Annotated in this window: 12 protein-coding genes; 10 read left to right on the forward strand and 2 right to left on the reverse strand. The window is 56.6% G+C overall.

Features of this window, described 5'->3' with window-relative positions:
- On the forward strand, nt 1–1,242 hold the full coding sequence (locus tag K3762_RS05425) for an alpha/beta fold hydrolase (RefSeq protein ID WP_260012114.1): 1,242 nt from the start codon (nt 1–3) through the stop codon (nt 1,240–1,242).
- A gap of 324 nt (nt 1,243–1,566) precedes the next feature.
- Nucleotides 1,567–3,036 (forward strand): NAD-dependent succinate-semialdehyde dehydrogenase, encoded by a 1,470-nt coding sequence (locus K3762_RS05430; RefSeq protein WP_260012117.1) that lies wholly within the window; start codon nt 1,567–1,569, stop codon nt 3,034–3,036.
- Between the two features lie 127 nt (nt 3,037–3,163).
- On the opposite strand, the gene rhaI is transcribed toward K3762_RS05430, so the two are convergent.
- Complete coding sequence (rhaI, locus tag K3762_RS05435) at nt 3,164–4,438, reverse strand: L-rhamnose catabolism isomerase (RefSeq protein ID WP_260012126.1); 1,275 nt, start codon at nt 4,436–4,438, stop codon at nt 3,164–3,166.
- An 86-nt stretch (nt 4,439–4,524) separates the two neighbouring features.
- The gene (locus tag K3762_RS05440; protein WP_260012788.1) at nt 4,525–6,621 is read right to left on the reverse strand and encodes a bifunctional rhamnulose-1-phosphate aldolase/short-chain dehydrogenase; all 2,097 of its coding nucleotides are present in this window, start codon (nt 6,619–6,621) and stop codon (nt 4,525–4,527) included.
- Nucleotides 6,622–6,814: 193 nt separating this feature from the next.
- On the opposite strand from K3762_RS05440, the gene K3762_RS05445 reads away from it, so the two are divergent.
- The 8 genes from K3762_RS05445 to K3762_RS05480 all read left to right on the forward strand — a co-directional run bounded on the left by K3762_RS05445 (nt 6,815) and on the right by K3762_RS05480 (nt 15,078).
- Nucleotides 6,815–7,615 (forward strand): DeoR/GlpR family DNA-binding transcription regulator, encoded by an 801-nt coding sequence (locus K3762_RS05445; protein WP_260012790.1) that lies wholly within the window; start codon nt 6,815–6,817, stop codon nt 7,613–7,615.
- A 51-nt stretch (nt 7,616–7,666) separates the two neighbouring features.
- Nucleotides 7,667–8,659 (forward strand): rhamnose ABC transporter substrate-binding protein, encoded by a 993-nt coding sequence (gene rhaS / locus K3762_RS05450; protein ID WP_260012132.1) that lies wholly within the window; start codon nt 7,667–7,669, stop codon nt 8,657–8,659.
- Between the two features lie 91 nt (nt 8,660–8,750).
- On the forward strand, nt 8,751–10,277 hold the full coding sequence (locus K3762_RS05455) for a sugar ABC transporter ATP-binding protein (protein ID WP_260012134.1): 1,527 nt from the start codon (nt 8,751–8,753) through the stop codon (nt 10,275–10,277).
- On the forward strand, nt 10,274–11,251 hold the full coding sequence (locus tag K3762_RS05460) for an ABC transporter permease (RefSeq protein WP_260012141.1): 978 nt from the start codon (nt 10,274–10,276) through the stop codon (nt 11,249–11,251). The genes K3762_RS05455 and K3762_RS05460 overlap by 4 nt, the downstream gene beginning before the upstream one ends.
- On the forward strand, nt 11,248–12,252 hold the full coding sequence (locus K3762_RS05465) for an ABC transporter permease (protein WP_260012145.1): 1,005 nt from the start codon (nt 11,248–11,250) through the stop codon (nt 12,250–12,252). Before K3762_RS05460 ends, K3762_RS05465 begins: the two co-directional genes overlap by 4 nt.
- Nucleotides 12,252–12,566, forward strand: a complete 315-nt coding sequence (locus K3762_RS05470; RefSeq protein WP_260012148.1) for an L-rhamnose mutarotase — start codon at nt 12,252–12,254, stop codon at nt 12,564–12,566. Before K3762_RS05465 ends, K3762_RS05470 begins: the two co-directional genes overlap by 1 nt.
- Nucleotides 12,563–13,942, forward strand: coding sequence for an FGGY-family carbohydrate kinase (locus K3762_RS05475; protein WP_260012151.1), 1,380 nt, complete (start codon nt 12,563–12,565; stop codon nt 13,940–13,942). Before K3762_RS05470 ends, K3762_RS05475 begins: the two co-directional genes overlap by 4 nt.
- A complete protein-coding gene (locus K3762_RS05480; protein ID WP_260012155.1) occupies nt 13,933–15,078 on the forward strand; it encodes an alpha-hydroxy acid oxidase in 1,146 nt (381 codons plus the stop codon). Before K3762_RS05475 ends, K3762_RS05480 begins: the two co-directional genes overlap by 10 nt.
- The last annotated feature ends 565 nt before the right edge of the window (nt 15,079–15,643 follow it).

Raw genomic sequence — 15,643 nt, forward strand, 5'->3', positions numbered from 1 at the left:
ATGGCGCTCGGAACTATATTTCGCGCCCGCATAGAAGCGGCCGCGCACGACTCTGAGTTGCGTCGGAACAGCCCGCATCTCAATGTCCGAGTGAGGTTCGATCTGCCAGACGATCCGGTAACGCTGCACATCGTGGATGGCAAGATAGCACTGGTCGATGGCGAGATGCCCGAGATTGTTGTGACGGGAGAGGCCGAAGGTTGGGACGCGCTTGTTGCGCATCCGCAACCTCCGCTGCATAACAGCTTTACTGCATTGCAGATCGCCAACCCGTCGTTCGAGGTGTCGGGTGATGCCGAGACAATTGGCCGGGCGCGCGCAGCATTAGACCGACTGGTGGAATGTCTAGCTCCCGTTGCCCCCGCGCAAGCTACGCCTACGAAAACAGACCATCGCCAAATCTCCGGACGCTACGCTCGGGTCGCTACGTCACAGGGGCCATGTCAAATGTTCTATGAGGTTGCGGGGCAGGGCGATGTGCCGCTGGTTTTTCTGCATACCGCGGGCGCCGATGCACGGCAATATCTCGAGCAAATGGCGGACACCGAGCTCGCCAGTCGCTTTACGCTCTTTGCGCCGGATATGCCGTTCCATGGGCGCACCATGCCGCCCGATGGCTGGGACGGTGGGCCATATCACCTTACAGCAGAAATTTACCGCGATTGGGTCACTGCGTTTATCGAAGGTGTTGTCGGTAGCCCAGCAGTGCTTGTCGGCGGATCGATGGGGGCGGCGATTGCTTTGGTAATGGCAGCGGAAAGGCCCGCGCTTACCCGCGCTGTCATTGCGCTCGAACCTCCCTACCGCTCCAAGGGACGGCGTAATCCGCATCAGGACCACGTCGGAATTCATGCTGGCCTGCATAACAGTGCCTTCACCCGGGGCTTGATGAGCCCCACAAGCCCGCTGCACCGACGTCGCTTAGCAAGCTGGATCTACACGCAGGGCGCACCGGGCATATATCGCGGGGACCTTGCATTCTACAGCGAAGAATTCGATGGCGGCGAGATTGGCCCTCAGATTGACGCCGCTCGCACGCCCGTTGCACTTCTGTCCGGCACTTACGATTTCTCAGCAACGCCGGAAGATGGAGCCCGTTTGGCGAAAGATATCCCCGGCGCGCTGCATCTTGTCATGAACGGCCTCGGGCATTTCCCCGCAACGGAACACCCTGAACTGTTCCGCCCATTCCTGATGCAGGCACTGGATCATGTGGCGAAAAATCATGATATTTCTCAATAGCTTAAAGACCCCGTACATCCTCGACCTCATCTGCGAATTAAATTCGCGGGTGAGGTGCCACATACCAAAAAGAATAAGTGTGCGCTGTCATAGCTTTATAGCCGCACCTAGAATTTACACCCCGCAGACCAAAGCTCCAAAGCTTGAGATGGCCAATAGCATCCGAGACCAGCCCCTTCGCAAGGGCCCAATACAACTAAATTTTGGCTCCTACGGCAATGTATTCCAACTTCTTGCCCTCGGAGCCGTCACCAACGCAGCGATTGCCGGAAAGCTCTTCAATTTCGAAGCTACTATCGGCGCAATAAAAAAAGAACACGCACGATGGAGCGCCTGATGCCATTAAATCTGAGTGATCCCAGCCTTTTGGAAACCCGCGCCTATGTGGACGGGCGTTGGATTGAAGGGCCAACCAAATTCGGGGTTGTCGATCCCGCGACGGGACATACCGTTGCACAGGTCGCAGACTTTGACGCAGCAGCGACGGCGCGAGCGATCGACGCGGCCTATGCTGCGGGGCCCGCATGGGCTGCGATGACCGGCAAAGAGCGCGCTATCATTCTGCGAAATTGGAATGACTTAATGGTTAAGAACGCGGACGATCTAGCCACCATTCTGACCGCCGAGAATGGCAAACCTTGGTCTGAGGCCCGCGGCGAAATTCTCTATGGCGCGTCCTTCATCGAGTGGTTCGCCGAAGAAGCCAAACGAATTTACGGCGATATCATTCCGGGCCATCAACGTGACAAGCGCATTATGGTGTTGAAGCAGCCGGTAGGCGTCGTGGGATCGATTACACCGTGGAATTTCCCTAATGCCATGATCGCGCGCAAGGTCGCCCCGGCACTGGCTGCGGGCTGTACTTTTGTGGCCCGCCCCGCCGAGCAAACTCCACTGTCCGCACTTGCCATGGCGGTGCTTGGCGAACGCGCGGGCATTCCGGCTGGAGTATTTAACGTTGTCCCCTCCACCGATTCAGCGGGTGTAGGCCAAGAACTCTGTGCCAACCAGAAGGTGGGCAAGATCACCTTCACTGGATCGACCAACGTGGGCAAGATTCTGATGAAGCAGGCAGCCGGGACGATCAAGAAATTGTCGCTGGAGCTAGGCGGCAATGCGCCTTTCATTGTCTTTGACGATGCGGACATCGACGCGGCGGTCGAAGGCGCGATGATCGCCAAGTTCCGCAACAACGGTCAGACTTGTGTCTGTGCTAATCGGATCTACGTCCAATCAAACGTCTATGATGTTTTTGTAGAGAAGTTGACGGCCAAGGCCCAAGACCTCCGCGTCGGTAATGGTTTTGACCAAGACACTACCATGGGGCCGCTGATAAACGAAGCTGCTGTCACCAAGGTCGAGGCGCATATCGCCGATGCAATAGCCAAAGGCGCTAAAATTATGACTGGGGGCAACCGCTTGGATGCAGTCGGTACCTTCTTCACACCTACGGTGCTGCGGGATGTCTCACCGAGAATGTTAGTCTGCCGTGACGAGACCTTTGGTCCATTGGCCGCACTGGTCCGGTTCGAAGACGAAGCTGAAGTCGTTGACATGGCAAATGACAGTGAGTTCGGGCTCGCATCTTACTTTTATGCCAATGACTTGTCGCGCGTCTGGCGCGTGGCCGAGGCGCTTGAAAGCGGCATGGTCGGTGTAAACACTGGCTTAATCTCAACCGAAGTGGCCCCTTTCGGCGGCATCAAGCAATCGGGCCTTGGCCGGGAAGGATCTAAATACGGGATCGAAGATTTTCTTGAACTCAAGGCTGTCTGTATCGGAGGAATATCTTGAGCCAATCAAGTCCCGAGGCTACACGCAGAGCTTCAAGCAAACTTCGCCTAACGAGGTGAGAGCCCTTATCATTTCGAAAAAAATGGAAATGGAGCTTTCCGCGTAAGTCATTATAGTTCAGAGCCTGTCAGACAATCCCGCCGCCCGCGCCGGAGACCTTGGGCCGGGCGGCTGCGACCTTTGCGCGATACCCAGACGCGCGGTAGGTCATGACTGGATCGATGGCCGCACCGGTTTCGAGGCGCGACATTTGCAGAATAGGCTCAACATCCGTACGGAAAGCCGCGCGTAGGGTGGCAGAGGCCATGAGCGCGTCATTTTTGTCCTGATAGCCCGCAAGTACGGCGCGATCCACGAGGCTTGCCTGTACAAAAGCGCGCTGGATTTCGACCGCCGAAATCATAAGGCTCTCGATCGGATCAGTCACGTTGTGGCTCTGGTCAATCATATGGGACAGATCGAGGTCCGGCGTACCTTCGGCGTCGACCAGTTCATTCCAGACGAGGAACAACCGGTAGGGTTCAATGGTCCCGCTGTCGAGATCATCGTCGCCGTATTTCGAATCGTTGAAATGAAAGCCCCCGAGCTTGCCTGCGTGGATTAGCCGTGAGACGATCATCTCGATATTCACATTCGGTGCGTGGTGGCCGAGATCTACGAGGCACTTCGCCTTGTCCCCCAGTTCCTGCGCTGTCAAAAGCGAAGTGCCCCAGTCCTGAACCACCGTCGAATAGAACGCCGGTTCATATATTTTGTGTTCAGAAAAGATCGACCAATCTTTCGGCAGGCCTTTGTAGATATCTTTCATGGAGGTCAGGTAGCGCTCGAACTGGCGACCCATATGGGTTTGGCCGGGAAAGTTCGCACCATCTCCGATCCAGACCGTGAGAGCCTTGGAGCCGATGCTTTGACCGATTTCGATACATTCGAGGTTGTGTTCGACTGCCTGCGCACGGGTTGCCGCGTCAACATGGCTGAGCGAACCGAATTTATACGACTGGGCCTGATCTGGCTGGTCTTGGAAGGTGTTCGAGTTCATTGCATCAAAGCTTAGTCCATGCTCCTCGGCTTTGCTCAAAAGATCAGAAGGCGCGGCCTTGTCCCATGGAATATGGAGCGACACGGAGGATGCGGCCCCCGTCAACTTATGGATCACACCACAATCGTCGAGCTTGTCGAAAATGTCGCGTGGCTCGCCCTCACCAGGGAAGCGGGCAAAGCGCGTGCCACCGGTTCCCGTACCCCAACTCGGCACAGCTACGGAAAAGCCCTTTGCGCGGCCTTTGAGGGCGTCAATGTCGATTCCGTCGCGGGACAATTTGTCGCCCAAAGCGTCGTAGTCATTTTTCAGGTCTGCATCGCGCGTGGCGTTCTGGGCCTCGATGATGGTGGTATTGATCATGATTTCCTCCAGTGAAAACCGCGCGCCCGGCCCTTCTTTATAACGGGCGCGCAGATTGGACTGTGCGGTGCTGTCTTTGCACTCGCTCAGCGGGTAAAGGCCTGCACGTTGCCAGCGTCGACATTTACGATGTTGCCGGTCGATTTTGCCGATTGTTCCGAAGCGAAGAAATAGGCCGCTTCCGCGATGTCTTCCGGTAGCACTGAACGTTTGAGCATTGAGCGCTGACGATACATTTCCTCCAGCCCCTCTTTGTCAGTGCCGTGAGTGTCTGCGCGCTGTTCCAGCCAATCGCCTTCCCAGATCTTGGACCCACGCAGCACGGCGTCGGGATTTACCACGTTTACACGAATGCCCGCTTCGGCCCCTTCAAGCGCCAGACAACGCGCGAGGTGGATTTCCGAGGCCTTCGCCGTGCAATAGGCTGAGGCATTCGGACTGGCAGCGAGGCCGTTCTTTGACGCCACGAATACGATGGAGCCGCCGATGCCCTGCGTGCGCATCACCTTAAAAGCCTCGCGAGAAACGAGGAAATAGCCCGTGGACAGGATGTCCATGTTCTTGTTCCACAGTTCAAGTGTCGTGTCCTCGACCGCTGCCGAGGAAGCTATGCCCGCATTCGACACGAGAATATCGACTCCGCCGAATTCTACCGCGCTATAGGCATAGGCATTGGCCACTGCGCTCTCATCGGTGACATTCATCACTGCGGAGCGCACAACATCCGCGCCGTATTGCTTGGCGAAGCCGGACCGGACCTCGTCCAAGGCGGCCTCGTTGATATCCGCCAAGAGTACGCAGGCGCCCTCCTGCAGATAACGCGCCGCCGTGGCCGCGCCTATCCCGCCAGCGCCGCCGGTGACAAGGGCTACACGGCCTGCGAGAGATTTCGGTTTTGGCATACGCTGAAGCTTGGCTTCCTCAAGCAGCCAGTATTCGATGTCGAAAGCTTCCTGTTCCGGCAAGCCGCAATATTCAGACACGGCGGAAGAGCCGCGCATTACATTGATCGCATTAACGTAGAACTCGCCCGAGATACGCGCAGTAGCCCGATCCTTGGCAAAGGTGATCATGCCGACACCCGGCACTAAATAGACAACCGCATTCGGATCACGAAGCGCAGGTGAATCGTCATGTTTGCAGCGATCGTAGTAAGCCGCGTAATCTTCGCGGTAAGCGGCGATCTGGGCGTCGAGACCGGAAAGAACCTCTTCAAGGTTGCTTTTCGCAGGGTCAAAGTCCACCACGAGCGGCCGAATTTTGGTCCGCAGGAAATGGTCGGGGCAGGAGGTGCCGAGAGCTGCGAGATCGCGCATGTCCTTGGCGTTGACGAATTCGAGTACGGTTTTGGAATCGTCAAAATTGCCGACCATATGTTGCGTGCCGGAGACAAAGCCCCTGATCGCGGGCATCAGTTTCGCAGCCACGTCGCGGCGAGCCTCGCGGTCGAGACTTTCATGCACCGGACCGCCGAAAGCCTGCACATCTGCTGTCTTCTCTTCGAAATAGGCAATGGCCTTGTTGATAATCTCAAGCGTCAGCTCGTAACAGGCTTTCGCATCATCATCCCATGTAAAGAGACCGTGGGATTCAAGCACGACACCTTTGGCATCCGGGTTCTCACGGCAGAAATTTTCAAGCCACAGCCCCAACTCGTAGCCCGGCTTTTTCCAAGGCAGCCAACCGATGTCGTTGCCAAAGATCTCTTGAGTTAAGGCTTTGGAATCTCTCGCTGCCGCGATAGCGATGATCGCATCCGGGTGCATGTGGTCGACGTGTTTTTTCGGCACATAGGCGTGCAAAGGCGTGTCGATCGAGGCCGCGCGGGGGTTCAAGTTGAAGGTGCAATGCGGCAGGTAACCGACCATTTCATCCTCAAATTCGACGCCATGATATTTACCTTTAAGCGCACGGAGCTTGTCCATGTACAGAGTCGCAAACCCGTCCATCTTGATCGAGCCAACATCACCGCCAGAGCCCTTGACCCAGAGCACTTCGGCGTTTTCCCCCGTCAGGGGGTCGTCCTCCATGACCTTGGCCGAGGTGTTGCCGCCGCCGTAATTAGTAACGCGCTTGTCGGATCCCAATAGGTTAGAGCGATACAAAAGTTTTTCAGGCTCGGTCATAGCTTGCGCTTTGGCATCATCCCAAAGCGAAGTGAGCCGCGTAGACGCGGATGTCATGGTGTTCTCCTCCCGATCATCAGGTAGTGGATGGTCTCTTGTTGATCCAAACCTGCGCGGCGACTGACTTTTTGTCAATCATAAATAGTCATTAACGATCATATTTGATCGATTTCTCCCTACAGATGGAATTTTATGATTGACATTGATTGATTGGGGCGCCACGGTTCAAGCTTGGGGAGGAACTTTACCGATGCACGAGAGAGAGCGCCACGGAGTCATTCTGTCTGCAGTTCAAGAGCGTCCGGTCGCGTCCGTTTCCGAGCTTTGCGGACTGACGGGAGCGTCTGAGGCCACGATTCGTCGCGATATCGCTGCATTGCACGTCGCCAAGAAGCTGCGCCGTGTGCGCGGCGGGGCAGAGGCCATCGCGCCCAATCCTTTTCCCGGCCTTGCAGGGCGCCCTTTTGCCGTGAACGAAACGCGCAACATCAAGCAGAAACAAGCAATCGCGCGCGCCGCGGTCGATCTGGTCGAAGAGGGGGAGCCGATCATCATCAATGGCGGCACGACGACGTTTCAGATGGTGCATCCGCTCGCAACGCGGCGCTGTCAGGTTTTCACCAACTCTTTCCCAATTGCCGAGCATCTCTTGAAAACGTCAAAGAACTCGGTGCTGATTTCCGGGGGCGTGATTTACCGCGAACAAAACATTGTGCTTTCGCCCTTCGACAATGATGTGACCCGAAACTTCTACGCACGACGCATGTTTATGGGCGCGCAAGGCGTAGCACCACTGGGAGTCATGGAGGCCGATCCCTTGCTGATTCAGGCCGAACAAAAGCTCATCGGCCAAGCGGACGAACTCGTCCTTTTGGTCGATTCAACGAAATTTAAACACCGATCGAGCCTCGTGCTCTGCTCGCTCGACCGGATCGACGTAATGATCACTGATGAGGGGATCGGGGATCGGGAGGCCGCCATGATTGAAGCGGCTGACATCAAACTCATCGTCGCGCCGTCTAGCGCGGCGCGGGAGAATGTGGCGTCCTGATTAGGAGATGGGGCGCCAAGATTAACCAAGAGACTTAGGGAGGACACTATAATGAAAAAACTGACAAAACTTCTGACGACCGCTGCAATCGCCACTGGCCTGTTCGCGGGGGGCGCGTCTGCCGAAGACATGCGGATAGCGCTTGTTGTGAAAGCCCTCGGCATCGGCTTTTTCGAGGCGGCAGCAAAAGGTGCCGAAGAGGCAGCTTCGGAACTTGGGGATGTGGAGATTATCTACACCGGCCCGACGGACACCACCGCCGAAGGTCAGATCGAAGTTATCAACTCGCTGATCGCACAAAATGTCGATGCCATCGCCGTGTCCGCCAACGATACCGATGCGCTAGTGCCGACCCTGAAAAAAGCGATGCAGCGCGGGATCACTGTCATTTCTTGGGATTCCGGCGTGGCCGAAGAGGGCCGCCAGATGCACCTCAACCCCTCATCCAACCCGCTCATCGGCAATATGATCATTAAGTTGGCTGCCGATGAACTGCCCGATGGCGGTGAAGTTGCTGTGCTCTCCGCCACCACGACCTCAACGAACCAGAACATTTGGATCGACGAGATGAACAAGGTGATGGGCGACTATCCGGGCGTCGAGGTGGTCGCGACCGTCTACGGTGACGACCTCGCTGACAAATCCTACCGTGAGGCCACCGGTCTCATGCAATCTTACCCTGATCTCGATGCGATCATTGCGCCGACTTCCGTCGGTATTGTAGCTGCTGCTCAAGCTGTGGTCGATGCCGGCAAAGTCGGCGAGGTCAACGTGACGGGTCTTGGTCTTCCGTCCGAGATGGCCGGCGCGATTGAAAGCGGTGCATCCAAGTCCTTTGCGATCTGGAATCCGATTGATCTTGGGTATTCGGCAGCGATGATTGCCTATCACCTGTCGAAAGGAGACGCGGTAGCCGAGCCGGGCGCCAGTATCCCGATGGGCCGCATGGGCGAAGTGACGCTTGATGAGACGAACTCCGGCGCGATGGCCGATCCGTTCGTCTATGACGAGTCCAACATCTTAGACTTCAAAGACATCTTCTAACTCTTCGAAGACGTTCTTTGCGGGCGGCGCTTTATAAACCATAGCGTCGCCCATTTCAGCCTTCCAACAGACAAAAGCCAGTGGGGTAGCCATGGGCAATGCACAGACACATGCCGCGCCGGTTCTCGCGCTTGATAGCATTTCAAAGATATTTCCAGGCGTCAAAGCGCTCGATGACATCACGCTTGAGCTTTATGCTGGGCAGGTAACGGCGTTGATCGGTGAAAACGGGGCGGGCAAATCGACCGTGGTGAAAACCCTCACTGGTATTTATCAGCCAGATGGCGGGCGCGTTCTCTTGGATGGAAAAGAGATCCATTTTGCCACCGCGCAGGATGCCTCCGCTGCTGGCGTGACTGCGATTCACCAGGAAACCGTGCTCTTCGACGAAATGTCTGTCGCGGAGAACATTTTTCTTGGTCACGCACCGAGGGGTCGCTTTGGTCTCATTGACCGGCCGGTCATGCAAGCAAAAGCGCAAGATATTCTTGACGGCATAGGCGCGCAGATCGACGCAGGCGTTCGTCTCAAAGACCTTGGCATCGCGTCACGCCACCTCGTTGCGATCGCCCGGGCCCTCTCTGTCGAAGCCCGCGTTGTGATAATGGATGAACCAACTGCCGCGCTCGGCCGAAAAGAAATTGAAGAGCTCTATGAGCTTGTCGGAAAGCTTAAAGCGCAGGGCAAAGCCATCCTGTTCATCTCTCACAAGTTCGATGAAATTTTCCGCATCGCCGATCGCTACACCGTGTTCCGTGACGGTCAGTTTATAGGCGCGGGCGATATGGCGAATGTCACGGAAGCAGACCTTGTGAAGATGATGGTCGGGCGCTCCGTCGATCAGATTTTTCCCAAACGTGCCGCTGAGATTGGTGAAGATGTCCTCACCGTCGCGGGCTACAGCCACCCGACCGAATTCGAAGACATCCATTTCAATCTGCGGCGTGGCGAAATTCTCGGATTTTACGGCCTTGTAGGTGCGGGCCGATCGGAATTTATGCAGAGCCTGATTGGCGTGACACGGCCCTCGAAAGGCGCAATCCGCTTGAACGACAAAGTTCGGGTGATCCGCTCTCCTGCCGATGCGATCGACGCGGGGATCGTCTATGTCCCCGAAGATCGCGGCAAACAGGGGGCGATCCTTGACATGCCGATTTTCCAGAATATCACCCTGCCGTCCCTGCCTCGCCTTTCGAAAAACGGCTTCACCCAGATGGCCGAAGAATTCGCGTTGGCGCGTCAATATACCGAACGGCTCGATCTACGCGCGGCCTCGCTGGACACCACGGTAGGAAGCCTTTCTGGCGGGAACCAGCAAAAGGTGGTCATCGCTAAATGGCTGGCCACGCAGCCGACTGTCATTATCCTCGACGAGCCAACCAAAGGCATCGACATCGGGTCCAAGGCCGCCGTGCATGATTTCATGTCTGAACTCGCGTCCGAAGGGCTTTCCGTCATTATGGTCAGTTCAGAAATTCCCGAAATCCTTGGCATGTCAGACCGTGTGATCGTCATGCGTGAAGGTCGGGTCGTGGCCGAGCTGGAAGGCGGAGATCTTACTCCCGAAACCCTCGTCCGCCACGCGGCGGGCATCTCACCTGAAGGAGAGGCGGCATGACTTTGTTAAAATCCCGCGAGGCGATCCTTGTTTGTGCGATACTGCTTCTGTTGGTCCTTGTTGCAAGCCGTTTCCCCGGGTTCGTCACCCCTTCTAACCTTGTGGCCGTGTTTACGGACACCGCTCCTCTGATCATTCTCGCGCTCGGGCAGATGGTTGTGATCTTGACACGCGCCATTGACCTATCGGTGGCGGCGAACCTTGCGTTGACCGGTATGATCTGCGCGTTGGTCAACGTGGCATTCCCCGGTGTGCCGGTGTTGGCTTTGGTCGCGCTTGCGTTAGGGCTTGGCGCAGTCATGGGTGCTGTAAATGGTTTTCTAGTCTGGAAGCTGTCGATTCCGCCGATTGTCGTGACGCTGGGCACTATGACAATTTTCCGCGGCATCATTTTTCTTTTGACCAACGGAAGCTGGGTGAATTCTCACCAGATGAGCGCTGCGTTCAAAGCTTTGCCGCGCGAGAGCATTATCGGTGTGCCGGTCCTGGGATGGATCGCCGTGATCGTGACTATGATCCTTGGTGTCGTGATGAGCAGGACCACGTTGGGTCGCGCTTTTTTCGCGGTGGGGGGCAACCCGCATGCAGCGGTCTACACCGGCATCAATGTTGGACGGACACAGTTCCTCGCCTTCGTGATCTCGGGCATGCTCGCCGGTCTAGCCGGGTATCTCTGGGTGGCTCGCTACGCGGTTGCCTATGTGGATATCGCGGGCGGTTTCGAGCTGGATGTCGTGGCCGCCTGTGTGATTGGCGGCGTGTCCATCGCGGGTGGCGTGGCCACAGTCGGGGGCGCGCTTCTGGGCGCGCTGTTTCTTGGGGTCATCAAGAATGCGCTGCCCGTAGTTGACGTCTCGCCCTTCTGGCAACTTGCTATTTCTGGGGCCGCGATCATCATTGCTGTGACCTTCAATTCGCGCGCCGGTCGCTCGAAAGGGCGCGTCATCCTTAAATCAGCGGAGCATGCACAATGAGCTTTGCAAAGACACAACCGCAACCGACCCGTCATATCCCCGACCGGCTCAGCACACCGCTGGCGCGCACCTTAAGGAGTTGGGAAAGCCTTTTACTGTTGGTGGCAATCGGAATTTTCATCCTCAATAGCTTTGCCTCGCCCTACTTCCTGAACGCGTGGAACCTATCAGATGCGACGTTCAACTTTACCGAAAAGGCGATGATCGCTTTTGCGATGGCGCTTTTGATCATCGCAGGCGAAATTGACCTGTCGGTGGCGTCCATCATAGCGCTTTCGTCTACGGCGATGGGGGTGGTGATGCAAGCGGGGCTTGGCACGCCCGCGATTGTTGCAACGGGTCTCGTGACCGGCCTGCTTTGCGGCGCATTTAACGGGGTACTGGTCACGCGCTTGGGGCTTCCGTCCATTGTCGTCACCATCGGGACCATGAGCTTGTTCCGCGGTATCAGCTATATCGTGCTGGGCGATGGCGCGTTCCGTGGCTACCCGGCGGACTTTGCGTTTTTCGGGCAAGGCTATGTCTTCTGGGTGATTACGGTGGAAATGGTGATCTTCGCGATCCTTGCCGTGATCTACGGCATGGTACTGCACAAAACCAACTTTGGCCGCGCGGTCTATGCCATCGGCAACAATGCGACCGCCGCGACCTTTTCTGGCATTCGTGTTGAGCGAGTAAAACTGATTTTGTTTCTGCTTACAGGATTGATGTCGGGTCTGGCGTCCGTATGTCTGACCTCACGGCTTGGGTCGACACGGCCGTCCATCGCGTCAGGCATGGAGCTGGAGGTCGTTACCATGGTGGTTCTTGGCGGGGTCAGTATTCTCGGGGGGGCAGGAACGATCCCCGGTGTCGTGATTGCGGCCTTTGTCATGGGACTGGTGACCTTCGGACTTGGCTTGTTGAATGTGCCCGGAATTGTGATGTCCATCGTGGTCGGCGCGCTCTTGATCGGAGTGATCGCCTTGCCCCGAATCTACCAGAACCTGCGGAGGAAATGATGGAGAAATACGCCTTCCGGATGGTCCTGAACGAAGGGTGTCTGGATGAGTACCGCAAACGCCATGAAGAGATCTGGCCTGAGTTAATCGAGTTGCTCCAAGACGCGGGTGTGGAAGATTATTCGATCCATTACGATCCTAAAACGCGGCATCTTTTCGGGGTACTTTGGCGGCGCGACGATCATGGCATGGGGGCTCTGCCTGACAATCCGGTGATGAAACGCTGGTGGGCGCATATGGCGGACATCATGGAGACCCACGTCAACAACAGCCCGAAAGTCCAGCCGCTTGAAACCGTGTTCCATTTGCCATGACCATACCGCGTCATATCGCCGTTCTCGATGTCGGAAAGACTAACGCCAAGCTCGCGCTTGTCGATGGTGAAAGCCTCTCGGAAATCGCGGTCTTCACCCGCCCGAACACCGTTTTGAAGGGACCTCCTTGGCCGCATTTTGATCTTGAGAGGCATTGGGAGTTCTTCCTGGACCATCTCGCGACGCTGCATAAAAGTCACGGGATTGACGCCATTTCCGTGACAACCCATGGTGCCGCAGCAGTCCTGCTTGATGCTGCGGGCAATCTCGCCGCGCCGATGCTCGACTATGAGCACGATGGGCCGGACACATTGGCCGCGGACTATGACGCACTTCGCCCGCCGTTCTCCGAAACCGGTTCACCGCGTCTTGGCATGGGGCTTAACCTCGGCGCGCAGCTTTACTGGCAATTCCAGACCGATCCGACGCTCAAGGACCGCGTCGCCCATGTGCTTACCTATCCGCAATATTGGGGTTTTCGTCTGACTGGGCAAATGGCAACGGATGTCACATCTTTGGGTTGTCACACTGATCTCTGGAACCCGTGGGAGGGTCAGTTCTCCTCTCTCGTTGCGCGGCTTGGCCTCGCGGACAGCCTTCCTGTAGCGCATTCCTCGGGCGATGTCCTGGGCACCGTAGCCCCGGACATCGCAGCGCGCACCGGCCTGTCGCAGGATACGCCAGTGGTTTGCGGCATCCATGATTCAAACGCTTCTCTTCTGCCCCATCTCTTGGGTCGTATTGGGGCGTTTTCCGTTGTGTCTACCGGCACGTGGGTGGTGGTTATGTCCGTCGAGGGGCAGGCAACCTCGCTCGACCCGGGCCGCGATACACTCGTGAATGTCAATGCTCTTGGACAAGCCGTGCCCTCGGCCCGGTTTATGGGGGGGCGGGAATATGAGATCATCCGCGCTGGCGCTGATACGAGTGTGACCGATGCAGATCGCGCGTTGGTACTCGCTGACGAGATCATGCTTTTGCCTGCGGTAGAGCCGGGATCGGGACCGTTCAGGGGGCGCCCAGCCACTTGGACAAAAGACCCGCAGGGGCAGGGCCAGCGCATGGCCGCGCTCGGGTTCTATCTCGCACTCATGACAAAGACCTGTCTTGATCTTGTCGGCGCGGACGGCCCGGTGATCGTCGAAGGCCCTTTCGCCCGCAACCGGGAATATCTCGACATGCTCGCTTCACTGCACGCAGGCGGGGTCGACATTGCGGTATCCGCAACCGGCACCTCCGTCGGTGCCGCCATGTTGTACGCCGAGAATTCTTCTCCGCCACACACCCTTCAGGTTGCGCCTTCGCAAAACCCGTTGCTTACGCACTACGCCGCAGCCTGGCGCGCCAGAGTTCAAAAGGAAGCGACATGCGTCTAACCGATTGTCACAACATCCACGATTTCCGCCGCTTGGCCGAGCGCCGCCTCCCTGGCCCGCTCTTCAATTACATTGACGGTGGTGCGGATGACGAAGTTACTCTGCGCCGGAATAAGGAAGCCTTCGAGAACGTCGATCTCGTGCCCAACGTGCTGCGCGGTGTGACCGATGTCGATCTCTCGACCGAGGTCATGGGGCAAAAGCTCGATCTTCCGGTCTACCTGTCGCCGACTGCGCTACAGCGCTTGTTCCATCACGAAGGCGAACATGCCACGGCGGCAGCGGCGGCAAAATTTGGGACGATGTTCGGGGTTTCGTCTCTGGGCACGGTCTCAATGGCCGAACTGGCGGCGAAACACGAGACACCGCAGGTCTACCAATTTTATTTCCATAAGGATCGCGGTCTTAATTCTGCAATGATGCAGAATGCAAAAGAGAGCGGCATAAATGTAATAATGCTCACCGTCGATAGCATCACTGGCGGGAACCGCGAACGTGACCTGCGTTCGGGCTTTTCGATCCCTTTTCGCCTAACATTGGGCGGTATGATCCAGTTTGCGGTCAAACCGATGTGGGGAATCAACTATCTTACCCATGAGAAGTTCAGTCTGCCGCAGCTCGACGCCCACGTCGACATGAAGGGCGATACGCTTACCATCGGGCGCTATTTTACAGATATGCTCGACCCGTCGATGAACTGGGACGATGTTGAACGCATGGTCAGCGAGTGGGGCGGGCCATTCTGCCTCAAAGGCGTTATGAGCGTAGAGGATGCAGAGAAGGCCGCCGAGATTGGGTGTCAGGGCATCGTTCTTTCAAATCACGGCGGTCGACAGTTGGACGGATCACGGACAGCTTTCGATCAGCTTGACGAGATCGTTCAGGCGGTCGGCGACAAGATCGACGTGATGGTCGATGGTGGGTTCCAGCGCGGAACTCATGTTCTCAAGGCGCTGGCGATAGGTGCGAAAGCTGTAGGTCTGGGCCGTGCTTATCTCTACGCGCTTACCGCGGCAGGCCAGCCTGGGATCGAGCGCATGCTGACCCAGTTGACCGCCGAAATCACCCGCGACATGCGCCTTATGGGCGTGACACGGGTCGCTGATCTCACCCCGGATATGCTCCGGTTTCGGTGACGGAAGTGAATGTCATCTAGAACTGTAGGGTTTTGTCAGGTTGTTGATGCTCACCGAGCTGCAACCTAGCGATTGGTCGTGATCAGCCAAGTTTTACAGAGTGGCCTTAATGGATTTGAGTTCTCCTGGAGGACGTCAACATGAGTTAGATCGCCGCGATCCAGATGCCCAAGTCAATCTTCGTCAGGTGGAGGCACCTTCATAGTGAAAGTAAATTGCCTGCGGAATTCCCGTTCAACGCACCGACAAAGGGCCGGTCAGACGGAAACGCTGCGGAGCGGCCGAGAGCTCAAACTGCCTCCGTGCGGGTGGAATAGGCTACCGCCCTATATCGCTCCCTCCGGAAAATGCTGACCATGATGCTCAGTCGGCATTTTTCTAAACTTCGCCGGTGGATTTGAATGCTGTGATCATGGGCGAGCCTCGTTCGTGGGGTGTCGAGAATATTGGCTGATTTCTAGAAATCAGAAGCAACTACGTTATGGACAGTCAATCTGTAATTATGCCGATCTGGTGTGTCATCATTCCGTCAAATCCGGTTGCAGTATTCGATTATAGGAGGGGG

The organism is Sulfitobacter sp. W074 (assembly GCF_025142275.1).
GTDB classification, from domain to species: Bacteria; Pseudomonadota; Alphaproteobacteria; order Rhodobacterales; family Rhodobacteraceae; genus Sulfitobacter; species Sulfitobacter profundi.